Below are 22,874 nucleotides of genomic sequence, written 5' to 3'. Positions count from 1 at the left end.
GCGCTCACTCCCAGCGGAACGTGCGGGCCGCGACGACACCCGCGACCAGCGCCCAGGCCACCATTGTGACCAGGTGGACCGGGTGCGGCCACGCCCCCTGCCAGGTGTCCCGGACCGACTCGAGCGCCGCCCCGAGCGGGGTCACGTCGCTGATGTGCTTGAGCAGCGGGCTGAACGAGTCGCGCGGGACGTAGATCCCGGCCAGGAACGCGCTGGGGAAGAACGAGACCGTCCCGATCGCGCTGGCGGCCCTGGCCGTCGGCGCCACCGCGGCGACGAGCATCCCGATCGAGAGCAGCGCGGCCGCGCCGAGCACGACGGCCAGGACGAAGCCGGGCAGGTTGCGCGGCACCGCGACCCCGAAGGCGGCCGCGCCGACGCCGACCAGCAGCAGGACCGCGACCACGGCGGCCGCGCCGACCAGGATCAGCTGCGCGCCGAGCAGCAGCTGCGGCCGGATCGGGGTGGCCCGCAGCCGGCGCAGCACCCCGCGCTCCCGGTACGTCGCGATCGTCGTCGGCAGCACGCTCAGCCCGAGGATCGCCAGCACGATGCCGACCCCGAGCGACGCGATGTACTCGGTGCCGCCCTGGCCGCCGAGGTCCGCGCTCGGGTCCCCGAAGCCGGGGATCAAGCCGAAGCCGACCAGCAGCAGCACCGGCAGGGCCAGCACCAGCAGCGGCAGCACCGGCTCCCGGAAGAACAGCTTGGTCTCCATCCTGGTCATCGCCCCGAGCGCGCTCATCGCACTTCCGGTTTCTTGGTCGTCCGCCGGTCTGCTGGCACGGCCTCCGGTTTCTTGGTCGTCCGCCGGTCTGCTGGCACCGCCTCCAGCTCGTCGTCGTCCATGGGGCGGCCGGTGAGCGCGAGGAACGCGTCGTCCAGCGTGCGCTGCTCCAGCCGCAGGTCGGCCACCAGCACGTGCTCGCGGGCCAGCACCGCGGTCACCCCGGTGGCGAAGTCGCCGGTGCCGGTGACCAGCACCTGACTGCCGGACCGCGCCACCCCCGTCACTCCGGGTACGGCCTCGACCAGGCCGGCCGGCAACGGGCCGGGCGGGCGGAACCGCATCCGCCGCTCCGAGCCGGACCGGTCGATCAGCGCGGTCGGCGTGTCCAGGGCGACGACCCGACCCCGGTCGACGATCGCGACCCGGTCGCAGAGCTCCTCGGCCTCGTCCATCAGGTGGCTGACCAGCACCACCGTGACGCCCTGGGCCCGGACCCGGCGGACCAGCTCCCAGGCCTGGCGGCGGGCGGCCGGGTCGAGCCCGGTGGTGATCTCGTCGAAGAACACCAGCTCGGGGTCGCCGACCAGGGCCAGCGCGAGGAACAGCCGCTGCTTCTGGCCGCCGGACAGGGTCCGGAACCGGGCGGTGCGCTTGCCGGCCAGGCCCCACTCCGCCAACAGCTCCGGGACCGGGCGGGGGTGCCGGTAGAAGCCCGCGTAGAGCTCCAGCGCCTCGCCGACGGCCATCTTCTCCGGCAGCTGCGCCTGCTGGAGCTGGACGCCGACCCGCTCCCGCAGCTGCGGCCCGTCCGTGGCCGGGTCCAGCCCCAGCACCCGGACGGTGCCGCTGTCCGCGGTCCGCAGGCCCTCGATGATCTCCACCGCCGTGGTCTTGCCGGCGCCGTTCGGGCCGAGCAGGCCGAATACCTCGCCGGCCTGCACCTCCAGGCTGATCCCGTCCAGCGCGGCCGTGTCGCCGTACCGCTTGCGCAGCTCGTGCACCTCGATGACCGCCATGACTTCACGGTGCCGTCCCGGGGCCGTCGCCGGATCGGCCGCGCGGTCAGCCTCGGCCACGCCTGCGGTGGATGACGCGGGTCAACCGAACGGCTGATGTGCCGTACTGTGCCGCGCATGCCCGAGGAGAAGCAGGACCCGGCGAACACCCAGATGTTCCGGGCCTTCGTGGAGCGCGGCGAGCAGGAGACCGACCGCCGCGGGATGAAGACCGCGTACGTCCTGATCGCGGCCGCCGTCGTGATCGTGATCGTCGCGCTCGTGGTGATCTTCGCAAGCTAAGGCGGTTGACTGGCGGCTGATCTGACGTCAGTGTGACGTCGTGACGACGCCGCCGGTACTGCCGCTGTGGCGCAACCGCGACTTCACACTGCTCTGGAGCAGCCAGGTCGTCTCGACCGTCGGCACCCGGGTGACGTCGGTGGCGTACCCGCTGCTGGTGCTGCTGCTGACCGGCTCGCCGGCCCTGGCCGGGGTGGTCGGCTTCGCCCAGACACTGCCGTTCCTGCTGCTCTACCTGCCCGGCGGGGCCTGGGTGGACCGCTGGGACCGGCGCCGGACGATGGTCGGCTGCGAGCTCGGGCGGGCCGTGGCGCTCGGCAGCGTCGCCGTGACCGCCGCGGTCGCCGGCGTGCACGCGGTCCCGGTCGCCCAGCTCGCGATGGTCGCGTTCGTCGAGGGCTGCCTGTTCGTGCTGTTCGACCTGGCCGAGGGGGCGGCGCTGCCCCGGCTGGTGGCGCCGGAGCAGGTGCCGACCGCAGTGGCCTGGAACCAGGCCCGCACGCAGGGCGCCGACCTGGTCGGCCAGCCCGCGGGCGGGGCCCTGTTCGCGCTCGCGCCGGCGCTGCCGTTCGCCGTCGACGCGATCAGCTACCTGGTCTCCGGCGGCGCGGTCGCGGCGATCCGGACCCGGCTGCAGGGTGAGCTGACCGCGACCCCGGACCGGCTGCGGACCCGGGTCGCCGAGGGGGTGCGGTTCGTCGCGCGGTCGGCGTACCTGCGCGAGACGGTTGCCATCGTCGGCTGGATGAACCTGGTGTTCAACGGGGCGTTCCTGGCCCTGATCGTGCGGGCTCGCGACGTGGGCGGCAGCCCGGGCCAGATCGGCTTCATGCTGGCCGCGTACGGGGCCGGCGGGGTCCTCGGCGCACTGGCCGCGCCCACCCTGCACCGGCGCCTGGCGGGCCGGACCCTGCTGGTCGGGATCGCCTGGATCTGGGCTGCGATCGCCGTCGCGCTGGCCGTCCCGGCGTCCCTGGTCGGGCTGGCCGCGCTGGTGCTCGTGATGAACCTGTTCGGCGCGCCCTACAACGTCGTGATCGCCGCCCGGATGTACGAGCTGGTGCCGGACGAGCTGCTGGGCCGGGTCCGCAGCGTGGTCAAGATCGTCGCCTGGGGCACGATCCCGGTCGGCACCCTCCTGGGCGGTGTGCTCGCGGAGGGCTTGAGCGCCCGGACGGCGCTGCTCGTCCTGGGGCTGGGGATGATCCCGATCGCGATCGTCAGCACGCTGTCGCCGGGGATGCGCTCGATCGGCGATCCGGTCAGCGAGCCCGACGGGCAGCCTGTCTGACCGCGAGCACGCGGATGCCGCCCGGGTGCACGGTCGTCACGCCGACCTCGCCGGCCAGCTCCGCTCGGCCCGCAGGGCCGGCAGCAGGGTGTGGGTCAGCCGGACCACCGCGCGGAAGCTGACGTCGATGATCTCCTCGTACTGGTCGAGGGTGACCTGGTCGAACCGGCCGCCCAGGGCGATGCCGGCGTTGTCGACCAGCAGCCGCAGCCGCGGGTGGTCGGCCCGGATCCGCTCGCCCAGCGCGACCACGGCGGCCCCGTCGGACAGGTCGACCACGTGGGTCTCGGCCTTGGTCTCCTCGGCCACCGCCGCGAGCCGCCCGGCGTCCCGGTCCACCAGCACCAGCCGGGCGCCGCGCCGGGCCAGCTCGGTGGCCACGGCCGCGCCGATCCCGCTCGCGGCCGCGGTCACGACCGCCGTCCCACCCGCGAACACACGTAGTCCCTCACGAGAACTCCACCCCGTCGGTGACCGGGCCACGCCGGAACAGCAGCACGTCCTTGGCGTAGTTCTGGTTGAGCCGCCAGGGCCGCCCCGGGCCCTGCTTGGGCATCTGGCCGATGCCGCGGGCGATGTAGCCGGACTGCAGGGTCAGCAGCGGCTCCCGCGGCCCGGGCGGCGGCCGGACCGGGGTGACCACGGTCCTGCCGGTGCGGTCCAGCTCGGTCAGCAACCGGCAGACGTACTCGCTGACCAGGTCGCACTTCAGCGTCCAGGACGCGTTGGTGTAGCCGATCGTGAGCGCGAGGTTCGGCACCCCGGACAGCATCATGCCCTTGTACGCGACCTTCTCGGCCAGCTCGACCGGCTCCCCGTCCACGGAGAGCGTCATCCCGCCCAGCGCCAGCAGGGACAGCCCGGTCGCGGTGACGATGATGTCCGCGTCCAGCTCCTCGCCGGAGGCGAGCCGGATGCCGGTCTCGGTGAACGTCTCGATCGTGTCGGTCGCCATCGACGCGCTGCCGTCGCTGATCGCGGCGAACAGGTCGCCGTCCGGGACGAAGCAGAGCCGCTGGTCCCAGGGGTCGTACGCGGGCCGGAAGTGGGTCTCGACCGGGTAGCCGGCCGGCAGCCGCTTGCGGACGCCGTCCTGCAGCAGCTGCCGCATCTTCCTCGGCGCCCGCTGCGCGAGCTGGTAGAGCACCATCTGCATGACCATGTTCTTGCCGCGCCCGATCCGGCTGGCCAGCCGGTCCGGCAGCCGGCGGTGCAGCTTCTCCAGGATCACGTCGTTGCGCGGCAGCGTCATGATGTAGCTCGGCGAGCGCTGCAGCATCGTCACGTGCGCGGCGTCCTTCGCCATCGCCGGGACCACGGTGACCGCGGTCGCGCCACTGCCGATGACCACCACCCGCTTGCCGGTGTGGTCGAGGTCGGCCGGCCAGTGCTGCGGGTGCACGATCGTGCCCGCGAAGCGGTCCTCGCCCGGGAACTGCGGCCGGTAGCCCTCGTCGTAGCGGTAGTAGCCGGTCGCCGCGTACAGGAACGAGCAGGTCAGCCGGACCGTGCCGGCGTCGCTCCCGGCGGTGACGGTCCAGCGGGCGTCGGCGCCGGACCACTGCGCGGCGACCACGCGGTGCCCGTACCGGATCTTGGTGTCGATGCCGCGCTCGCGCGCGGTGTCCTGCAGGTACGTCCGGATCGACCCGCCGTCGGCGAGCGTGTTCGTCCCGGTCCAGGGGCGGAACCCGTACCCGAGGGTGAGCATGTCGGAGTCCGAGCGGACGCCGGGGAAGCGGAAGAGGTCCCAGGTCCCGCCGAGCGCGTCCCGGGCCTCGAGGATCGCCCAGGACTTGTCCGGGCAGCGGTCCTGCAGGTGGGCGGCGGCGCCGATGCCGGAGATGCCGGCCCCGACGATCAGCACGTCGACATGCTCTGTGGTCACGTACTCGACGGTAGCCTCGGTGGTGTGTCTGGCGATATCACCATTGTGGAGGTCAGTCCGCGCGACGGGCTGCAGAACGAGTCGGTGATCCTCTCCACCGACGCCAAGGTCGAGCTGATCACCCAGCTCGTGGACGCCGGCGCCCGCCGGGTCGAGGCGGTCTCGTTCGCGCACCCGAGGATCGTGCCGGCGATGGCCGACGCCGAGGCGGTGATGGAACGGGTCCCGCGCCGGGCCGGCGTGTCGTACGCGGGGCTGGTGCTCAACCGGCGCGGCCTGGACCGGGCCCTGCGTACCGGGGTGGACGAGGTCAACACCGTCGTCGCGGTCACCGACACGTTCTCGGGAAAGAACCAGAACATGACCACCGCCGAGGCGATGCGGGACGCGCTGTCGGTGGTCACGGACGCCCGCGCGGCTGGTCTGTTCACCACCCTGACGCTGTCGGTCGTGTTCGGCTGCCCGTTCGAGGGGGAGGTGCCCCTGTCACGCGTGATCGATCTCGCGGCGTCCGCCGCCGAAGCCGGAGTCGACGAGATCGCGCTGGGCGACACGATCGGCGTCGGAGTGCCGTCGCAAGTCCGGGACATGACTGCGGAGGTCCGGGCCGTGGCCGGGGACGTACCGCTGCGCTACCACTTCCACAACACCCGCAACACCGGCTTCGCCAACGCGTTCGCGGCCGTGCTGGACGGGGTCACCGTGCTGGACTCCAGCGCCGGCGGGATCGGCGGCTGCCCGTTCGCGCCCAAGGCGACCGGCAACATCGCCACCGACGACCTGGTCTACCTGCTGTCCCGGATGGGGTACGGCACCGGCTTCGACCTGCCGGCGCTGCTGCCGACCGCGGCCTTCCTCTCCGATCAGCTCGGCCACCAGGTCCCCGCGCTCCTCCCGCGAGCCGGCGTCTTTCCCTAGCCTTCGTCGATCGGTCCCCCGGTCCGCCGGCAGCCCATGGACATGACCTGCTCCGACCGGAGGCCGCGCTGCGAACGAGGTGCCGGCTCCTACCTCCGCGCCTCCTGGCGCGGCCCCGCCCGGCCGTGCGGCCGGGCGGGTGAGGGGTAGCGGCGTACCGGGTACCACGGCGGGCGGTGGCGGGCTCGTTGGACTGGAAGGGCGGGTGTGACCTGGTCGTCCAGGGGCTGGACGGTAGGCGGAGTTCACGCCACGATGGCCGTTCCGGGCGACTGTCTCCGGGTTACGGTGGGATGAAGGAGGCACCCGGATGCGGATGCTGCTGATCGGCGCTCCCGGCGCGGGCAAAGGCACCCAGGCCCAGCTGATCGCCGAGCGCTTCTCCATCGCCCACATCTCCTCCGGCGACCTGCTGCGTCATCACGTGACCGAGGGCACCTCCATCGGCCGGGCCGCGAAGGAGTACCTCACCCGCGGCGACCTCGTCCCCGACGCGGTCGTGATGGACATGCTGCGCAAGCCCGTGGTCGCCGCGAGCGAGGCCGGCGGGTACGTCCTGGACGGCTTCCCGCGCACCGTCGACCAGGCCAAGGCCGCGTACGAGACGGCGCGCGGGCTGGGCGTCGCGGTCGAGGTGGCCATCTTCCTCGAGGTGCCGGCGGCCGAGCTGACCCGCCGGCTGCTCGCCCGCGGCCGTGGCCAGGACGACACCCCGGACGTGATCGAGCACCGGCTGTCGGTCTTCGAGGCGAGGACCCGCCCCATGCTCGACTACTACGCCCAACGCGAGGAACTCATCACGGTCAACGGGGCCCGGCCGGTCAACGAGGTGGCCTGGTCGATCACCGTCCAGCTGCAGCAGCTACGCCGCAAGGCCCAGAGCGCCGGCGCCTAGCGCGCGCATGGAATGCCCCCGTGGCGGGGAGGCCTGACACGTGACATTCGATCTCGATGCGGCCGGACCGCGGATCGAGCAGTTCAGCGGCCGGGGGTACCGCGGTTGCCGCCTGTCCGGTGAGATCGACTTCACCTCGTCCGGCCCGGTGCAGTCCACCCTGCTGGCCATGATCCTGCCCGGCGGGGGCGCGGTCGTCGCCGACCTCAGCCAGGTCACGTTCCTCGACTCCAGCGGCCTCGGCGTGCTCGTGCAGGCACACCGGACCGCGGTCGAGCGGGACAATCGGCTCGTCGTGGTGGCCTCGCCACCGGTCCGCAAGCTGCTCCGGTTGACCGGACTGGACACGGTGCTGGACACGTACGACGACCTGGTGGCGGCGGAGGCCGTCCTGTCCGACTGAGAGGCGAAGGCAACCGATGGAGTACGTACGGCTCGGCAACACCGGGCTGGAAGTGTCGAGGATCTGCCTGGGCTGCATGAGCTACGGCGAACCCGGCCGGGGCAACCACGACTGGTCCCTCGGGGAGGGCGACGCCCGGCCGTTCTTCAAGCGGGCGATCGAGGCCGGCATCAACTTCTTCGACACCGCGAACGTGTATTCGGCCGGCAGCAGCGAGGAGATCACCGGCCGGGCGCTGGCCGACTACGCCCAGCGCGACGACGTGGTCCTGGCGACCAAGCTGAACGGCCGGATGCGGGAGGGCGCGAACGGCGCCGGCCTGTCCCGCAAGGCCGTCCTGACCGAGATCGACCACAGCCTGCGCCGGCTGCGCACCGACTACGTCGACCTCTATCAGATCCACCGCTGGGACGACGCCACGCCCATCGAGGAGACGATGCAGGCGCTGCACGAGGTGGTGAAGTCGGGCAAGGCCCGCTACCTCGGCGCGTCCTCGATGTGGGCCTGGCAGTTCGCCAAGGCCCAGCACGTCGCCGAGCTGCACGGCTGGACCAAGTTCGTGAGCATGCAGGACCACTACAACCTGCTGCAGCGCGAGGAGGAGCGGGAGATGCTGCCGCTCTGCCTCGACCAGGGCGTCGGCGTGATCCCGTGGAGCCCGCTCGCCCGGGGCAAGCTGACCCGGGACTGGGACACCACGACCGCGCGCTCGCAGTCCGACCGCTTCGCCAGCACGCTGTACGCGGACGACGATCGCCGCATCGTCGACGCCGTGGCCAAGGTCGCCGAGTCCCGCGGGGTCTCCCGGGCCCAGGTCGCGCTGGCCTGGGTGCTGCGCCAGCCGGCGGTCGCCGCGCCGATCATCGGCGCGACCAGGCCGGAGCACCTGGAGGACGCGATCAAGGCCGTGGACGTCCGGCTCTCCGACGACGAGGCCGCGCAGCTCGAGGGTCCGTACACGACCCGCGAGCCGGCCGGCTTCCAGTAGGTGAGCGGAAGGGCGGCCGCGGCGGCGTCTGGACCGCGGCGCCCATCGCCAGGGCGCGCAGGGGAGACGCCGCCAGCGGCGCCCGCCCGCGAGCGAACGACGGCGGCCCGGATCGTCCTTGTCCGGCATGGCGAGTCGCAGGCGCAGGAGGGCCGGTTCGTCGGCGGCCACGCCGGTTGCACGGGTCTGTCCGACCTCGGCGTACGGCAGGTGACGGCGCTGCGGGACCGGCTGGCCGCGAGCGGCGAGCTGGCCGGCGCCACCACGCTCTACTCCAGCGTGATGGCCCGGGCCGTGCAGACGGCCGAGATCCTCGCGCCCGCCCTGGGCGAGCTGGAGATCGAGTCCGACTGCGCGTTCTGCGAGAGCCACCCGGGCGACGAGGCCGACGGCCTGGACTGGGCGGAGTTCGAGCGGCGCTGGCCGATGCCGCCGGAGTGGACGCCGAAGACCCGGCGCGAGCCGGGCGCCGAGACGTTCGACGAGATGCGGGAGCGGATCGCGGCCCGGCTCGACCTGCTCATCGACCGGCACCCGGGCGAGACCGTGGTGGTGGCCTGCCACGGCGGCGTGGTGCTGCACTCGATGTTCCGGTGGCTGGAGCTCGAACCGATCGGCGGCCGGACCCGGGCCTGGCTCGACCCGGTCAACTCCTCGATGACCGAGTGGCGGCTGGCCGAGCACCCCCACTGGAAGGCCGGGATCGAGCTGGTCCGCTTCAACGATCACGGGCACCTGCAGGGCGACCTGTTGCCCCTTTCGCGCCGCCCCGCCTGAGCGGATCATGCTTGCGGCTAGGCCGTTCGCTCTGTGTGACGTCCCCCGAACGGATGGTTGATAACTCCCGACCGCCGCAGGACTGCGAAACCGCTTTAGGCTCCCATGGTCGACGAAACCGGACCAGGGGACAGGCACGGTGCAGACGATCACCAATCAGCCGGGTTCAACCGCCATGAGGGTCGTACCGGGAGGCGCCCGCAGGGCGAGGGTGACCTTGGTTGTGTCGAAGTGAACGCGGGGACGGGGGTGGACGGTAGACGCTCGGCCCTCGGCGGACGGCTCCGACGGCTGCGGACCGCGGCCGGCCTGCAGCCGGTCGAGCTCGCCACCGCCGCCGGCCTCGACCCGGGCCACTACCGGCAGGTCGAGAACGGCGACCTGACCGGACTGACCTACCTGGACCTGCTGGCCCTGGCCGACGCCCTCGGCGTCCCCCCGGCCCGGGTCCTGGCCGACTGACCAGGGACCCGGCCGACCCACCCGCCGGGCCACCGTCCCGGCTCGACGGGCGGGTACGGCAACCGGCCCCGGACCCACCGATGGTCCGGGGCCGATCGGGCTCAGGCCGGAGCCGTCCAGGTCAGCCCGCACATGACCGGGCCCATGTAGTCGTTGAACACCGCCCCCGGGAAGACCGCGCCGTACGCCTGGTGGAACCGCTCGCGGCTCAGCGGGGTGTCCGAGCGGGTCAGCTCCAGCCAGCGCGGGTGCAGCAGCAGCCGCAGCACGTCGGCAGCCGCGTCGGCGTCACCGGTCAGCTGGTGCACGAGCCGGGCGTCGGTCCAGGCCCGTTCCTGGTGGAACTCCTCGGTCGGCCAGCCGCCGGGGTCGACGATGTCCGCGATGACCACCGTCCCGCCCGGGGCGACCAGCGACCGCACGTGCGGCAGCACGACCGCGGGCGGGCCCACGTGGTGCAGCGTGTGGACCGAGAGCACCACGTCGAACGGGCCCTCGGTGGCCGACACGTCCAGCACCCCGCGGTGCTGGTAGCTCACGTTCGGCCGGTCGCGCTCGGCCCGGGCGACGTCGAGCATGCGCTCGGAGACGTCGACGCCGAGGACCTTCTCGACCCGGTCGGCGAGCAGCACGCTGTGCCGCCCGGCCCCGCAGCCGAGGTCCACGCCGGCGCCGGACATCGCCGGCAGCGCGTCCAGGATCCAGTTGTCGAAGTCCGTGCTGATGCCGTCCCAGATCCTGGTGAATCGGTCGAACAGACCCGGGAAGGTGTCGAAGTACGGGACGGTCTGCGTCACTGCTGGTCAGCTCCCCATTCGGATAGAGGGATCGATGTACGCGTTCGTCGCGATCGAGTCCGCAGTCAGGTCACCGGGTACGGATTGGTGCTGTGCGGCATAGATCGGACGAAGTATGTCGATCATGCGACTGTTCCGGCTGGCGTCAAAAGCACCGAACCCACCCGATTTGGGATCGGAGACCAGCCCGTCCTGCTTCATGGTCTGCACGCCGTACTCCGCCTGCGGCTGCGGGTACGGGAAGCTCGCCTTGTACTGCGTGTTGAGCTGCACGATCCGGGCCAGCGTCCGGGCCGGCTTCGAGACGAAGTCGATCATGGCCTGCTGCATCATCGGGACGAGCTTGCGCAGGCAGGGCGCGAGCTTCTGCTGCTGGTCGGCGTGGATCGTCCACACGTTGCGGTAGTCCGGGTAGCCGGTGTCGGCGACGTACGCGTAGTCGACGTCGCGGCCCAGGCTGCGGTAGATGAACGGTTCGTTCGTGGCGAAGCCGCCCACCACGGAGTCCGGCTTGGCCATGAACAGCGCGGGCGAGCCGTCGTAGGAGTAGTTGACCTGGCTCGCCCGCAGGATGCCGGAGCCGAGCAGGTAGTCGGCGTTGGCGCTGTGGAACGTGTACACGGTCGTGTTGGTCTGGCCCACGTCCTGGATGGTGTTCCAGTCCGGATGCAGCTTCCGGTCCCAGATGAACACCACCGGGTCGACGTAGAACGGCGCGATCACGCCGACCGTCGGGATGCCCTGGGCCCAGCCGAGCACCTGCTCCTCGGTCGCCTGCTGGCCGAAGGTGATGCTCGGGTCGGCCTTCATCAGGTCCGCCACCGGCTGCTGGCCCCGGGCCGGGCCGCCCGGCCGGATCTCCAGCTGGACGCCGGTGTCCACGCCACCGCTGACCAGCGGGCCACGGACGATCTTCTTGTTGGTGTCGACCGTGGCCTTGTCGCCGAGCAGCTCGTAGATGCCGCCGTGGGTGGACTCCGGCCACCACGACGTCTGCACCACGACCGGATTCGGGCAGACGCCGGCGAGTTTGCGGGGGTCTCCCGTCACCGCCTGGGGCGCGTCCTTGCCCCGCGTCGTGGTGGTGCCGGCGGCGCACGCCGTGAGGGCCAGGCCCGCCACGACCACCGCCGCCAGCAGCCGAACCCGTCGCAGTCGGTGACCACGTCCGGACGGGTCGGAAACGGACCAGATCTCGATAGGCCGAACGCCGGAAAGCATGGGCAGTATTAGTACCACTGCGCGCGCGATAGCGCGTCGTCCGTTCAGGTATACGCACAGTAGGGTGCACCCGTCATGGAGCGGTCCCGGCAGCGTGCGGACGCCGACGCGCGGCTGCGCGACTTCGGCCGGTGGTTGCGTCTCCTGAGACAGTCCCGGCAGCTCAGCCAGGAACAACTGGGTGATCGGGCCGGCATCGACCGGGCCGTCATCGGCCGCATCGAGCGCGGCGAGGTCAACGTCGGAATTGCCTACCTCTGGCAGCTCGCCGACGCCCTGGAGGTACGGGTCCAGGACCTCCTACCGGCCGAGGACCACCCCTTGCTGCGCCCCGAGCGCTAGCCGAGCAGCGGGATCTGGTGCGCCGCCCACGGGCTGATCAACCACGGAGCGTGTCGGGCCGCGACGACCAGATCGGCCCAGTCGACCCACTTCCACTCGGCCACCTCGGCCGGGTCCGGGGTCGGGTCGCCGTCCACGACGACCCGGAAGACCGGGCAGAACTCGTTCTCCATCGTCCCGTCGGCCATCGTGGCCGTGTACGCGAAGTCCGGCAGCGACAGCTCCACGTCCCGTGGGGTCAGCCCGAGCTCCTGGCCGACCCGGCGAACCATCGCGTCGGCCAGGTCCTCGCCCGGCGCCGGGTGCCCGCAGCAGGTGTTCGTCCATACCCCGGGCCAGGTCTTCTTGGCCAGCGCCCGCCGGGTGACCAGCAGCTTCGTCCCGGACGGATCGAACGCGTACGACGAGAAGGCCAGGTGCAGCGGGGTGTGTGTCGTGTGCACCTCGGCCTTCGGCGCGGTGCCGATCGGCCGCCGCTGCTCGTCCAGCAGCACGACCAGCTCCTGGTCGGTCACGGTGGCCGTCATCGCGCTCCTTCGCCGGGGGACGCCCTGCACGGTACCGACTGCGCCCTCAGCCGGAGCCGTGACGGCCCGCGCCGGCGGCGAAGCGCGCGGCGCCGGCGGCTGCCTCCGCGCTCGCCAGCGTGCGCAGCCCGTGCCGGAACTCGACCGCCAGCGCGTCCTCCAGCGGCAGCCCGGCGGTGTCGTACACCGAGGCCCGGTCGTTGCGCAGGCAGGTCGGCGGCAGCGCGGCCAGCTCGGCCGCGAGCCCCTCGGCCGCCGCCCGGGCGGTGCCGGCCGGGACGACCCGATCGGCCAGCCCCCACGACAGCGCCTGCGCCGCGTCCACCGCCCGGCCGGTGAGGATCATGTCCAGGGCCCGGCCCTGCCCGACCAGCCGCGGCAGCCGTACGGTCCCGCCGTCGATCAGCGGGACGCCCCAGCGCCGGCAGAAGACGCCGAACGTGGCGTCCTGCTCGACCACCCGCAGGTCGCACCAGAGCGCGAGCTCCAGCCCGCCGGCCACCGCGTACCCGCTGACCGCGGCGATCACCGGGATCCGAGTCCGCATCCGGGTCGGGCCCATCGGGCCGGGACCGTCGGGCTCGAGCCGGTTGGCCGTCCCGGTCGCCAGCGCGGCCAGGTCGGCTCCGGCGCAGAACGTGCCGCCCGCCCCCCAGAGCACCGCCGCCGCGACCGACTCGTCGGCGTCGAGCTGCTCGAACGCGGCGACCAGCGCGTCGGCGGTGGCGCGGTCGACCGCGTTGCGGACCTCGGGCCGGTCCAGCACGACGGTCCGGACCGGACCCGCGCCTTCCACCCGGACGGCCATCAGCTCGCCGCCGCGACCGGCTCGTCCAGGGCGGACAGCATGTCCGGCAGCGGCCCGTCCGGGAGCACCCCGAGCCGGCGGGTCGAGCGGGTCAGCGCGACGTAGAGGTCGTTGGTCCCGCGCGGCGACTCGGCCAGGATCCCGGCCGGGTCGACCACCAGCACCGAGTCGAACTCCAGCCCCTTCACCTGCCGCACGGTGAGCACGACGACCGGCTCGGTCAGGTCCGGGTCCTCGGCCACCTGCAGCGACTCCCGGACCTCGGCCGCCTTCGCCGCCGGCACGATCACCGCGACCCGGCCCTCGCCGACGACCTCCCGCTCGGCCTTCACGTGGTCGGGCAGGGTGCCCGGCTCGTACGGGGCCGTCCACGGGTACTCGCCGGTCTCCCGGACCGAGCGCGGCGGCGTCACCGGCGGGTCCAGCGCCGCCAGCACGCCGGCCGCGACCACCATCAGCTCGGCCGGGTTGCGGTAGTTCACCGTCAGCTCCTCCAGCCGGAACCGCCTCCCCACGTACGGCTCCAGGACCTGCTGCCAGGAGCTGGCCCCGGCCAGGTCGCTGGTCTGGGCGACGTCACCGACCAGCGTCATCGACCGGCTCGGGCAGCGCCGCATGAGCAGCCGCCAGGCCATCGCGGACAGCTCCTGGGCCTCGTCGACCACCACGTGCCCGTACGTCCAGAGCCGGTCGTCGGAGGCCCGCTCGGCCAGCTCCCGGTCGTCGAGCTCCTCGTGCCGCTCGGCCAGCCGGGCCGCGTCGATGAGGTCGCCCGCGGACAGGCGGTCGGCGTTCTCCAGGTCGCCGAGGTCGTCGGCCTCCTGCGTCTCGGAACCGGCCAGGATGTCCAGCACGTCCTGGGCCTGCTCGATCTCCTGCCGCCGCCGGGCCGACTCCAGCGCCCGGGTGGCCCGGTCGTCGATGCCGAGCAGCTCGGCCGCCTCGTCCAGCAGCGGCACGTCGGCCGCGGTCCAGCCGCTGTCCGGGTCCCGCCGGATCAGCTCGGCGTCCACTTCGGACAGTCCGGCCGCGACGAGGCGGTCGGCGGACAGCAGCAGCTCGGCCAGGAACCGCTGCGGGGTCAGGCTCGGCCAGAGCTCGTCCAGCGCGTCCAGGACCGCGTCGTTGTCGCCCATCTGGTCGACCAGCAGGTCCAGGTCGAGCTCGCCGGCGATCCCGGCCAGCGAGCGGCCGGCCCCGGAACGCTCGCCGAGATCGGCCGCGTACTCGGCCGCGACGGTGGCGACGAACTGCTCCACGAACACCGGCCGGGCCTCGTTGTGCGGGCGGCGGGTACGCCGGGCCGCGGTCCGGGCCCGCCGGATCGCCGCCGCCGGGATGCGGATCTTCTCCCCGTCGATGTGCAGCACCAGCGCGCCGTCGGGCACGTGCTGGCGGTCCTGCACAGCGTTCGTGAGCACGTCGGCCATCTCCGCGCGCCCCTTGACCTCCGCGACGTCCTCGGCCTCCGGCCGGTCGGCGGTGATCCCCGGGAACAGCCCGGACACCGGGGCCAGCACGACCGCGGTCTCCCCCAGCGCCGGCAGCACCTCGCCGATGTAACGCAGGAAGGTCGAGTTCGGCCCGACCACGAGCACGCCGCGCTTCTCCAGCTGCTCCCGGTACGTGTAGAGCAGGTACGCGGCCCGGTGCAGCGCCACCGCCGTCTTCCCGGTTCCGGCGCCGCCCTGCACGACCAGCACGCCGCCGTGCGGGGCCCGGATCACGTGGTCCTGCTCGGCCTGGATCGTCTCCACGATGTCGGACATCCGGCCGGTCCGGACCGCCCCGAGCGCGGCGAGCAGCGCGGCCTCGCCGGCCGGTCCGGTGTCGGTCGCGGCGGCCGGGTCGGTGAGGTCGAGCACCTCGTCGTCGACCCGGGTCACCTCCCGCAGCCGGGTCCGGATGTGCCGGCGGCGCCGGACCCCCTCGGGCCGGACCGCGGTCGCCACGTAGAACGGCCGGGCCGCCGGCGCCCGCCAGTCCAGCAGCAGGGGCTCGTAGTCACCGTCGTCGTCGACGATCCCCAGCCGCCCGATGTAGCGGGCCTCGCCGTCCTCCAGGTCGAGCCGGCCGAAGACCAGACCGTTCTCCGCCGCATCCAGCTGGCTGACCCGCCGGGCCCAGCTCGCGGCGCTGCTGTCCCGTTCGGACATGCCCTGGTCCGGGGTCGCCACCCCGCCGATCAACGTCTCTCGCAGCCAGCCGGAGGCGCGCTCCCGCAGCCGGTCCAGCCGGCCGTAGAGCATCGACACGTACGCCTGCTCGGTTCCGACGTCCGAGATTGACAATCCCGTCTCCCATTCCGTAAAATGAGGCCAGCGCCTTTAACAGGCGCCTTTTTCATTTCCGCACACGAATTGCCCACGATATCAGAGATATCTGTCGGCGAACTCGTTCGCGAAGACGCCGCCGGGGTCCAGCCGGTCCGCGAGCGTACGCAGCTCCGGGACCCGTTCCGGCGTCATCGTGAAGACCTTGCCCCAGTGCGGCCGCGGGTCGAACGGCGCGATCGCGGCCTCCACCTCGGCCACCGCGGCCTCGACCGCGGGCTGGTCCCGGACCCAGGTGAAGTGCAGCGCCACGCTGTCCCGGCCGCGGGCCATGCTCGCCCAGAGGTCGTCCCCACGCACCGTTCTGATCTCTGCCACCAGCAGGAGCGGTGCCAACCGCTCGCGGAGCGCCTGCACCGCCCGGACCGCGGCGGCGCCGTACTCGCGCGGCACGAGGAACTCGGACTGGATCTCGTCGCCCTTGCTCGGCGTCGACTCCAGCCGGAAGTGCGGCAGCCGGGTGTGCCAGGGCGCGGGCAGCCCGTCCTGCAGGGTGGTGTGGTCGCCGGGCTCGCCCGGCACCGGGTGCCGCTGTCCCTGCGCCCGGGTCGCGCCGAGCCAGGTCTCCGGCGGCGTCCAGGGCGCGCCCGGGTCGACCCGCCGCTTGAGCCAGGCCATCTCGAACTCCGGCCCGCGGAAGCGGGTGAACAGGCTGACGCTGTAGGCGGCACCGAAGACGCCGTCCAGGTCGTCGATCGCGTCCAGCGGAAGGTTCTCGTACACGACCTGCTGGATGTCGTACGCCGGCACGGTCCGCAGCGTCAGGGCGGTCACCACCCCGAGCCGGCCGAGCGCGACCGCGGCCCCGGGCTCGTCGACCGTGACCAGGTCGCCGGCCGCGGTCACCAGCTCGAACGAGGTGACCGCCGCGGCCAGGCAGGGGTTGCCGTCGCCGGAGCCGTGGGTGCCGGTGGCGCAGGCGCCCGCGACCGAGATGTGCGGCAGCGAGCCGAGGTTGTGCAGGGCCCGCCCGGCCGTGTTCAGCGGGCCGACCACGTCCCCGAACCGCAGGCCGGCCGACACCGTCACGGTGTCCTGGTCGATCTCCAGCCGCGGCGGCAGGTCGGTCAGGCTGACCAGGTCACCGGTGGTGTCGGCGACCTGGCTGAACGAGTGCATCGTGCCCAGCGCCTTGATCCGGTCGGAGCCGGCGACCAGGCCGCGCAGCTCGTCGATCGACCGGGGCCGCAGCACCCGGCGGGCCCCGTACGTGAGGTTGCCGCCCCAGTTGGTCGCGGCTCGCAGTCCGGTCATGGGTCCTTGATACTCGCCCTCACCTCGGCGGCCATCCGGACCACTACGGTCCCGGTCATGCCCGTTCCTGTCCACGGCGACCACGGTGCCGGGTCCCGCCCGACCGGACAGGTGGACCCGTCCCGGACCTGACCGGGGTGACCGAGCTGCGGATGCACGGCGTCGGCGGGACCACGCCCGGCGCGCTGCTCGGCGACCTCGCCCCGCAGCAGGTCGCGGGCGACGCGGTGGCCGGCTTCTACCGGACCGACGACGTCGCCGGCCGGCACGTCGAGGCGTACTCGGTGAGGACCTGGAACATCAGCTCGGCGCCACGGCGGTCGAGTTCCCTGTAGCCGAGCTCGTCGATGCAGAGCAGGTCGACCCGGCCGCAGCGGACGATCGTCTTGGCCAGCACCTTCTCATCCGCGGCCTCGACGAGCTCGTTGACCAGCTTCGCAGCGAGGGTGTACCGCACCCGGTGCCCGTCCATCGCCGCAGGCGGCGCCGAGGCCGATGAGCAGGTGGGATTTGCCGGTGCCGGAGTCTCCGATCAGACACAGCGGTTGCCCGCCCGGACCCACGCGCAGGTCGCGAGGGTGTTCACCGTCGCTGGGTTGACCGCGGGGTTGGCGTCGAAGTCGAAGTCCTGCAGCCACTTCTGCCGGGGGAACCCTGCGGCCTTGATCCGCCGTTCCGAGCGGCGTCGGTCCCGGTCGTCGCACTCGGGCATCAGCAGTCCGGCGAGGAACCCGCGGTAGGTCAGCTGCTCGCGTTCGGCGGCGTCGGCGACCTCGATGAACCGGGCCCGCATGGTGGGCAGCCGCAGCGGCGGCAAGCCTAGTCGACGGCGGCGTCAGCGGCCTGCTCGGTCATTCCACGGCGCTGTCCTACTCGGGTCATGACACTCTTCAACCCCGAATCGCCGCTACTCGTCGCACTTCGGCATGTCGCACTGCCAGTTTAACTGTACTGAGTTCCATCCGGTGTACAGAAGCCGCGTTGTGGCGATGTAGCGTGCGTCGATGGTGAGCTTTCGTCCGTACCGGGCCGGGGACGAGCACGGAGTGGCCGCGTTGCTGGAGGACTCGGCCCCGCCTATCTACCGATCAAGATTTCACGCGCTGCACGGTCCTGGCCGGGACGAGCCCTCGCGTTGGCGCACCGAGGTCGCCGTCGGCCCGGATGGAGACATCCGCGGGGCTGTGACCGCGGCTCACCACTCTGTCCACAGAGGACAGTACGTCCTAGCCGTCACTGTTGTGCCCGCCCATCGCCGTCGGGGCCTCGGTCGCACGCTGGTCGCCGAAGGACTGCGGATGCGGATCGCACCGCTGCCGATGGCCGTGTCGTTCCTCGAGCGGGACGCGGCGGCCGCGGGGCTGGTCCGATCGGTCGGCGGACAGGTCGTCCAGACCGCACCAAATTTCGTGCTCGACCCGGTGGCGATGCTGGACTGGGCCACGGCGCAGCCGGTGCCGCCGGGCGCCGTTGTCGGCGACCTGACCGGCGCGCCGGCCACGGAGCTGGCCGAGGCCTGCCGGGACCGCTATCTGTGGCAGCACGAGGGCTGGTGTCCCCCGCCGGTATCCGTCCCCGCGGTGACCGCACACGCCGAGGCGACCGTAGCCCGCACCCGGCGAGAGTTGTCCTCAGGAGCATGGATCCGCGGCCGGCTGGCCGCGGTGGCCAGCGTCATCGAAGAGCCGGACGGCGACCTGCTGCTCGTCAGCGAGACAAGCCGTCCGGACGAGCCGGAAGGCATCGCCCTGGTTGCCGCCGTCGTCGCCGCAGCCCTCGGCCGACTTGCCGCCGCCGACGTCCGGGAGATCGCTCTCGACGGGCACGTCACTGACCGCCACCTCGATCCGGTGACCCACACCTTCCCGCCCGGGCTCCGCACCGACCCCCTCCAGGTCGCCCACCTCTCTTAGCTCACGGAATTTCGCGCCGCCTCCGTCCCGGCCTCCACTTCTTCCCCCTCGAACAGGACGCTTCACCAGCAACCTTGCGAGCCCGCGATCGCTCAGGTCGGTCCGTCAGCCGGTGTTGCAGGAGCCCGACCAGTTGACCGCATCGTGCCAGACTGCCCGGATGGGCCGGCTGTGGAGAAGGCGCGACTTTGCGTTGTTCTGGGCCGGCCAGAGCATCGGCGATCTCGGGACTGCGGTCAGCACGGTGGTGTTGCCGCTAATCGCGGTGACCACCTTGGACGCCAGTGCCTTCGCGGTAGGGGCACTCGGGGCCGCGGCGTGGTTGCCGTGGTTGCTGATCGGGTTGCCCGCCGGCGCCTGGGTGGACCGGTTACCGTACCGGCCGGTGATGGTCAGCTGCGACCTCGCCAGGTTGGTGTTGGTCGGCAGCGTCCCGGTCGCCGCTGCGGCCGGCGGCCTCGGCCTGACCCAGTTGTACGTCGTCGCCTTCGGCTCCGGCGTCGCTACCGTCTTCTTCCAGGTTGCGTACCAGGCGTACCTGCCGACGCTGGTCGGCCGCGATGACCTGGTCGAGGGCAACGCGAAGCTGCAGGGTTCCCAGTCGGTCGCGGCCGTGAGCGGTCCGGGACTCGGGGGCCTGCTCAGCCAGATCATGCGCGCGCCGTACGCGCTGGCCGTCGACGCCGCCAGCTACCTGGTCTCCGCGGTCACCCTGCTGGCGATCCGGACCCGTGAGGCGCCGCGAGAATCGGCCGAACGGGAGCCGCTGCGCCAGGAGGTCGCCGAGGGCGCCCGCCATGTCCTGGCCGACCCGCTGCTGCGGGTCCTCACCATCGCGCCGGCCGCCGGCAACCCGTTCTTCGCCGGCGTCATGACGCTGTCCGTCCTCTTCCTCGTCCGCACCGTCGGAGTGCAGCCGGGGATTGTCGGTCTGCTGCTGGCCGCCGGCAGTCTCGGCGGCATCGCCGGGGCAATGCTGGCCCGCCGCATCGCAGCCGCCCTCGGGACCGCTCGCACGGTGTGGCTGTCGATCGCGCTGACCGCCCCGGCGGCCCTGCTCATCCCGCTGACCGAGGACGGCGCCCGGCTGGCCTGCTTCGTCACCGGCATCTTCGTGCTGGAAGTGGGCGTGCTGGTCTACAACGTCACCGTCGTCGCCTGGCGACAGGCGTACGTACCACCCGAGCTGATCGGGCGGGTCGTCGCGACCATGCGTTTCCTCCTCTACGGCACGATCCCGATCGGCGGCCTGCTCGGCGGCGCCCTCGCCGGCTGGATCGGCGTACGAGAGGCGATGTGGGTGTTGGTATTCGGCAACCTGGTGATGCCAGTGCTCCTGATCGCCTCTCCCCTGCGCCGGCTGCGCGACATGCCGGAGACACCAGCTCCCGCAACTGTCGCGAAATAGCTGTCGGGTCTAGGACGCCGTCGCTGACTGAGCTCGACCGATCCGGGTTCCCGGCGCTTTGAGTGCGAGAACACCGGACACCGATCCGGTCCCCTGTCACTTGCTCGAACTCGTCACCCTTGAATAGGACGCCCTACCAGTAAACTGGCGCCGGAAGGATGGGCTCGCGCAAGGGCAGGGCAAGGTCCAGGACGCGGTGCAGACGCGTCTCGTGAGAGGCCCACAGGGGCGGCACCAGCAGGGTCGTGATGCCCGGCGCCACCACGAGGGTCCCTCGCCAGTCGAACAACACGCCCCCGAAACCCCACCAGCACACGGTATCTCCACGCCGTCACACCAGCCCCGCGCGCAAGACGAATAGCGTGCCCCCGTATGGATGCCGAGTCACCCGCCGCGTCCGGGTCGACGCGATGGACCATCCACGGCGAGCGAACCCTCGACGACACCCGCCGGGCGACCTGGAGCGTCGCCGACGTCGAACTCCCCGACGGCGTTCGCTTCGAGCAGTACGTCTTGCGCACACCGCGCCCGGTGATTGTCGCCGTCGTACGGGATCGCAGCGTCCTGATGCTGCGGCAGCACGGTTCGTGATCGACCGCTGGATGTGGGAGCTCCCCGGCGGCTACGTGGACGACGGCGAGGAACCGGCCGCAGCGGCGGCCCGCGAGGTCGAGGATAGGTACGCCGGCGGCGGTGTCCCACGGCTTGTTGGCGAGGATGACGCTGGCGTCGGTCCGGCCGCGAGCCATCCAGACCAGATCGGTCGCCGCGGACCCGAACATGCGTACCCGTTGGACATTCGCCGCGAGCAACTCCGTGATCGCGAACCGCAGCGCGTTCTTCTGCTCCGCCTCTTCCTCTGCGGGCTCGCGAATATTGCGCTAGTTGAGGGTGTTGAGGTGCTCGTCCAGTTCCTGGACGGCCGGGTGGGATTCCCATCTGGTGAGCTTGGTGTGGCGGAGTTCGCGAACTTGGTCCAAAGATCGGACCGTCTCGGTCTCCAGACCCACCCGGAACGCGTCGGCCGCGTATCGGCACGCTCCCTCGACATCGCCGTTGTCGGCATGGATCGAGGCGAGCGCGGTCAGGAAACGGGCCCGGATCTTGGCCCGCGGATCGATCTCGATCAGCGCCGTCTGCAGATAGCGACCAGCCACGTCGAGCCGGGTGTTCTGCAGTTCCAGCCGGATGATTCCCTGCTCCCCGGCCAGTCGGCCGCGGTCGAAGAACATCACCCGCGGCCGCCCCCCGGCCGGGTCTTCGTCATCCCGGAAGACGTCCTCCGCCCTGGCCAGCGCATGGAGCGCGTTGTCCCGTTCCCCGACCGTGGCGTAGGCAGACGCTTCCAGCGTCGCGATCCACGCCGCCGTCGAGGGGCTGGCGTTTGCGGCGAGAACGCCTCGGGCGCCGTTTCCCAGAGCGTTGATGACCGAGCGCGGGCTCTTCTCCCGGAACGTCGGAACGGTCGTGGCGCTACCCATGGCGTACGCACTGAGCGCAGCGTCGCCCGCATCGGCCGCCGCACGTAGCGCCGAATCGAAGTAGAACAACGACCGGTCGTTCTTTCCCCGATCCAGCGCCACCCATCCGGCGAGCACGGCTGTCTCCCCCGTCAGGCTCAGCACGTCGCGTCGGTACTTGCCCGGCGACCCGCGCAGGAGAGCCGTCAGGGCTTCCAACTGACCGAGCACCAGACCCTGCAGCGCAGCCGGCGTAATGTGCCCGTAGAGCCGCTCCAGCGTCTCCGTACCTTCGACGAGCGCGGCGAGCAACGGCGCGTCCGTCCGGTAGGGCAGGTCCCTGCTGGAGAAATCCTCCCCGGTGAGGGTGAGCGCACCCAGGCCCTGGAGGAACGCCTGGCGCTGCATCTCCTCAGCCGGCATCGCGGTGCCGACATCAGCGATGTCCTCGCCGAGCAGTTCCCGGCGGGATACTCCGAGCACAGCGGCCAGTTCTTCGATGAGCCGGATATCCGACAGCGCGCGGGCTCCCTGTTCCACTTTCTGTACCCACGAGACCGACCGGTGCAGCCGCCGCGCCAATTCGACCTGGGAGAGTCCGGCCTGTCTCCGAAGGCTCGCCACTCGGCGTCCCGTGTCACTCGACGCGGCAGACATGTCGTCAGGGTACGCCCGGACCGGTCGCACAGACTGTGCGAGCGCTCTCCCAACTGGTCTTACTAGCGTCCCATTCATGCGGCACAGTACGGAATCCAAGCGGTCACAACGCCAGGAAGGAACACAGCCGGTGCGACCCGAATCCTCTTGTTGTCGCTATCAGACGCGCGACTACCGGGGGACCGGCGCAGATCCGCGCCCACTGGTTCCGTCCGCCTGAATAGCCGCAGGTCAATTCACCTGATGAGGGAGTGGTCCATGACAACGAACAGGGTCCCATCTCATGTGCTGCCGCTCAGCGCCGACGCATCCGCAGCCCGAGTCCGCGCGGATCTGGCAACAGACGTCGCGCCTCGGGTGGTGGGGCGGGTTCGGGATGAGAGGGAATTTCGGGAGGTGGTGGGGCGGCGGGTTCGGTTGCAGCGGCAGTGGTTGCGGATGGGGCAGCAGCAGGTCGCCGATGCGGCGCGGGTGAGCCGGAACTTCGTGAGCGCGATCGAGCGC

General features: G+C 71.9%; 23 protein-coding genes and 2 pseudogenes. 12 read left to right on the top strand and 13 right to left on the bottom strand.

Going from position 1 to position 22,874, the window contains the following annotated elements; translation table 11 throughout:
- Window positions 1-4 precede the first annotated feature (4 nt).
- Entirely contained in the window at window positions 5-745 is a 741-nt protein-coding gene (locus VGP36_24790; GenBank protein ID HEV7657930.1) for an ABC transporter permease, read from the bottom strand.
- Window positions 742-1,746 carry an ABC transporter ATP-binding protein gene (locus VGP36_24785; protein ID HEV7657929.1) on the bottom strand — a complete coding sequence of 335 codons (1,005 nt, stop codon included), beginning with the start codon at window positions 1,744-1,746 and terminating at the stop codon, window positions 742-744. Before VGP36_24785 ends, VGP36_24790 begins: the two co-directional genes overlap by 4 nt.
- Before the next feature lie 117 nt (window positions 1,747-1,863).
- On the opposite strand from VGP36_24785, the gene VGP36_24780 reads away from it, so the two are divergent.
- On the top strand, window positions 1,864-2,028 hold the full coding sequence (locus tag VGP36_24780) for a hypothetical protein (protein HEV7657928.1): 165 nt from the start codon (window positions 1,864-1,866) through the stop codon (window positions 2,026-2,028).
- Between the two features lie 40 nt (window positions 2,029-2,068).
- The gene (locus VGP36_24775; protein HEV7657927.1) at window positions 2,069-3,319 is read left to right on the top strand and encodes an MFS transporter; all 1,251 of its coding nucleotides are present in this window, start codon (window positions 2,069-2,071) and stop codon (window positions 3,317-3,319) included.
- Between the two features lie 36 nt (window positions 3,320-3,355).
- On the opposite strand, the gene VGP36_24770 is transcribed toward VGP36_24775, so the two are convergent.
- Window positions 3,356-3,757 (bottom strand): SDR family NAD(P)-dependent oxidoreductase, encoded by a 402-nt coding sequence (locus VGP36_24770; GenBank protein ID HEV7657926.1) that lies wholly within the window; start codon window positions 3,755-3,757, stop codon window positions 3,356-3,358.
- A gap of 10 nt (window positions 3,758-3,767) precedes the next feature.
- Window positions 3,768-5,207 carry an NAD(P)/FAD-dependent oxidoreductase gene (locus VGP36_24765; protein HEV7657925.1) on the bottom strand — a complete coding sequence of 480 codons (1,440 nt, stop codon included), beginning with the start codon at window positions 5,205-5,207 and terminating at the stop codon, window positions 3,768-3,770.
- Here VGP36_24765 and VGP36_24760 point away from each other — a divergent pair.
- The 6 genes from VGP36_24760 (at window position 5,193) to VGP36_24735 (ending at window position 9,650) form a co-directional block, all read left to right on the top strand.
- Window positions 5,193-6,125 carry a hydroxymethylglutaryl-CoA lyase gene (locus tag VGP36_24760; GenBank protein HEV7657924.1) on the top strand — a complete coding sequence of 311 codons (933 nt, stop codon included), beginning with the start codon at window positions 5,193-5,195 and terminating at the stop codon, window positions 6,123-6,125. The two genes, VGP36_24765 and VGP36_24760, sit on opposite strands and share 15 nt — an antisense overlap.
- Window positions 6,126-6,435: 310 nt before the next feature.
- The gene (locus VGP36_24755) at window positions 6,436-7,020 is read left to right on the top strand and encodes an adenylate kinase (protein HEV7657923.1); all 585 of its coding nucleotides are present in this window, start codon (window positions 6,436-6,438) and stop codon (window positions 7,018-7,020) included.
- Window positions 7,021-7,060: 40 nt separating this feature from the next.
- Window positions 7,061-7,423: an STAS domain-containing protein gene (locus VGP36_24750; protein ID HEV7657922.1), complete on the top strand. Its 363-nt coding sequence runs from the start codon at window positions 7,061-7,063 to the stop codon at window positions 7,421-7,423.
- A 16-nt stretch (window positions 7,424-7,439) separates the two neighbouring features.
- Complete coding sequence (locus tag VGP36_24745) at window positions 7,440-8,411, top strand: aldo/keto reductase (protein ID HEV7657921.1); 972 nt, start codon at window positions 7,440-7,442, stop codon at window positions 8,409-8,411.
- A complete protein-coding gene (locus tag VGP36_24740; protein HEV7657920.1) occupies window positions 8,412-9,188 on the top strand; it encodes a histidine phosphatase family protein in 777 nt (258 codons plus the stop codon).
- Between the two features lie 249 nt (window positions 9,189-9,437).
- Entirely contained in the window at window positions 9,438-9,650 is a 213-nt protein-coding gene (locus tag VGP36_24735) for a helix-turn-helix transcriptional regulator (GenBank protein ID HEV7657919.1), read from the top strand.
- Window positions 9,651-9,751: 101 nt separating this feature from the next.
- Here VGP36_24735 and VGP36_24730 read toward each other — a convergent pair whose 3' ends face one another.
- Complete coding sequence (locus VGP36_24730; protein HEV7657918.1) at window positions 9,752-10,447, bottom strand: class I SAM-dependent methyltransferase; 696 nt, start codon at window positions 10,445-10,447, stop codon at window positions 9,752-9,754.
- A gap of 6 nt (window positions 10,448-10,453) precedes the next feature.
- Window positions 10,454-11,449, bottom strand: coding sequence for an ABC transporter substrate-binding protein (locus VGP36_24725; protein ID HEV7657917.1), 996 nt, complete (start codon window positions 11,447-11,449; stop codon window positions 10,454-10,456).
- Between the two features lie 294 nt (window positions 11,450-11,743).
- On the opposite strand from VGP36_24725, the gene VGP36_24720 reads away from it, so the two are divergent.
- Window positions 11,744-12,010 (top strand): helix-turn-helix transcriptional regulator, encoded by a 267-nt coding sequence (locus VGP36_24720; GenBank protein HEV7657916.1) that lies wholly within the window; start codon window positions 11,744-11,746, stop codon window positions 12,008-12,010.
- On the opposite strand, the gene idi is transcribed toward VGP36_24720, so the two are convergent.
- The 5 genes and pseudogenes from idi to VGP36_24695 form a co-directional block, all read right to left on the bottom strand.
- Window positions 12,007-12,537 carry an isopentenyl-diphosphate Delta-isomerase gene (idi, locus tag VGP36_24715; GenBank protein HEV7657915.1) on the bottom strand — a complete coding sequence of 177 codons (531 nt, stop codon included), beginning with the start codon at window positions 12,535-12,537 and terminating at the stop codon, window positions 12,007-12,009. The genes VGP36_24720 and idi overlap by 4 nt on opposite strands.
- 46 nt (window positions 12,538-12,583) lie before the next feature.
- Window positions 12,584-13,345, bottom strand: coding sequence for a crotonase/enoyl-CoA hydratase family protein (locus tag VGP36_24710; protein HEV7657914.1), 762 nt, complete (start codon window positions 13,343-13,345; stop codon window positions 12,584-12,586).
- Window positions 13,345-15,594 carry an AAA family ATPase gene (locus VGP36_24705; protein HEV7657913.1) on the bottom strand — a complete coding sequence of 750 codons (2,250 nt, stop codon included), beginning with the start codon at window positions 15,592-15,594 and terminating at the stop codon, window positions 13,345-13,347. Before VGP36_24705 ends, VGP36_24710 begins: the two co-directional genes overlap by 1 nt.
- Window positions 15,595-15,717: 123 nt before the next feature.
- The gene (locus VGP36_24700) at window positions 15,718-16,932 is read right to left on the bottom strand and encodes an FAD-binding protein (protein ID HEV7657912.1); all 1,215 of its coding nucleotides are present in this window, start codon (window positions 16,930-16,932) and stop codon (window positions 15,718-15,720) included.
- Between the two features lie 238 nt (window positions 16,933-17,170).
- Window positions 17,171-17,725, bottom strand: a pseudogene (locus tag VGP36_24695) (ATP-binding protein).
- A 253-nt stretch (window positions 17,726-17,978) separates the two neighbouring features.
- On the opposite strand from VGP36_24695, the gene VGP36_24690 reads away from it, so the two are divergent.
- The 3 genes from VGP36_24690 to VGP36_24680 all read left to right on the top strand — a co-directional run bounded on the left by VGP36_24690 (window position 17,979) and on the right by VGP36_24680 (window position 20,844).
- On the top strand, window positions 17,979-18,845 hold the full coding sequence (locus tag VGP36_24690; protein HEV7657911.1) for a GNAT family N-acetyltransferase: 867 nt from the start codon (window positions 17,979-17,981) through the stop codon (window positions 18,843-18,845).
- Between the two features lie 160 nt (window positions 18,846-19,005).
- Entirely contained in the window at window positions 19,006-20,253 is a 1,248-nt protein-coding gene (locus tag VGP36_24685) for an MFS transporter (GenBank protein HEV7657910.1), read from the top strand.
- Window positions 20,254-20,625: 372 nt separating this feature from the next.
- Window positions 20,626-20,844, top strand: coding sequence for a hypothetical protein (locus VGP36_24680; GenBank protein HEV7657909.1), 219 nt, complete (start codon window positions 20,626-20,628; stop codon window positions 20,842-20,844).
- 80 nt (window positions 20,845-20,924) lie between these two features.
- On the opposite strand, the pseudogene VGP36_24675 reads toward VGP36_24680, so the two are convergent.
- Together VGP36_24675 and VGP36_24670 are read right to left on the bottom strand one after the other, a co-directional pair.
- Window positions 20,925-21,065, bottom strand: a pseudogene (locus VGP36_24675) (inositol monophosphatase family protein).
- A 69-nt stretch (window positions 21,066-21,134) separates the two neighbouring features.
- Window positions 21,135-22,370 carry a helix-turn-helix transcriptional regulator gene (locus VGP36_24670; protein HEV7657908.1) on the bottom strand — a complete coding sequence of 412 codons (1,236 nt, stop codon included), beginning with the start codon at window positions 22,368-22,370 and terminating at the stop codon, window positions 21,135-21,137.
- Window positions 22,371-22,874: the final 504 nt, after the last annotated feature.

The sequence above is a fragment of the Mycobacteriales bacterium genome, from assembly GCA_035995165.1.
Classification (GTDB): Bacteria; Actinomycetota; Actinomycetes; order Mycobacteriales; family CADCTP01; genus CADCTP01.
This window is presented reverse-complemented; position numbering and strand designations above follow the sequence as displayed.

What these genes read in the sequence shown, in the direction of transcription:
- VGP36_24790 (HEV7657930.1), bottom strand. Translation starts at nt 745, where the DNA reads ATGAGCGCGCTCGGGGCGATGACCAGGATGGAGACCAAGCTGTTCTTC.
- VGP36_24785 (HEV7657929.1), bottom strand. Translation starts at nt 1,746, where the DNA reads ATGGCGGTCATCGAGGTGCACGAGCTGCGCAAGCGGTACGGCGACACG.
- VGP36_24780 (HEV7657928.1), top strand. Translation starts at nt 1,864, where the DNA reads ATGCCCGAGGAGAAGCAGGACCCGGCGAACACCCAGATGTTCCGGGCC.
- VGP36_24760 (HEV7657924.1), top strand. Translation starts at nt 5,193, where the DNA reads ATGCTCTGTGGTCACGTACTCGACGGTAGCCTCGGTGGTGTGTCTGGC.
- VGP36_24755 (HEV7657923.1), top strand. Translation starts at nt 6,436, where the DNA reads ATGCGGATGCTGCTGATCGGCGCTCCCGGCGCGGGCAAAGGCACCCAG.
- VGP36_24745 (HEV7657921.1), top strand. Translation starts at nt 7,440, where the DNA reads ATGGAGTACGTACGGCTCGGCAACACCGGGCTGGAAGTGTCGAGGATC.
- VGP36_24720 (HEV7657916.1), top strand. Translation starts at nt 11,744, where the DNA reads ATGGAGCGGTCCCGGCAGCGTGCGGACGCCGACGCGCGGCTGCGCGAC.
- idi (HEV7657915.1), bottom strand. Translation starts at nt 12,537, where the DNA reads ATGACGGCCACCGTGACCGACCAGGAGCTGGTCGTGCTGCTGGACGAG.
- VGP36_24710 (HEV7657914.1), bottom strand. Translation starts at nt 13,345, where the DNA reads ATGGCCGTCCGGGTGGAAGGCGCGGGTCCGGTCCGGACCGTCGTGCTG.
- VGP36_24705 (HEV7657913.1), bottom strand. Translation starts at nt 15,594, where the DNA reads ATGCTCTACGGCCGGCTGGACCGGCTGCGGGAGCGCGCCTCCGGCTGG.
- VGP36_24700 (HEV7657912.1), bottom strand. Translation starts at nt 16,932, where the DNA reads ATGACCGGACTGCGAGCCGCGACCAACTGGGGCGGCAACCTCACGTAC.
- VGP36_24685 (HEV7657910.1), top strand. Translation starts at nt 19,006, where the DNA reads ATGGGCCGGCTGTGGAGAAGGCGCGACTTTGCGTTGTTCTGGGCCGGC.
- VGP36_24680 (HEV7657909.1), top strand. Translation starts at nt 20,626, where the DNA reads ATGGATGCCGAGTCACCCGCCGCGTCCGGGTCGACGCGATGGACCATC.
- VGP36_24670 (HEV7657908.1), bottom strand. Translation starts at nt 22,370, where the DNA reads ATGTCTGCCGCGTCGAGTGACACGGGACGCCGAGTGGCGAGCCTTCGG.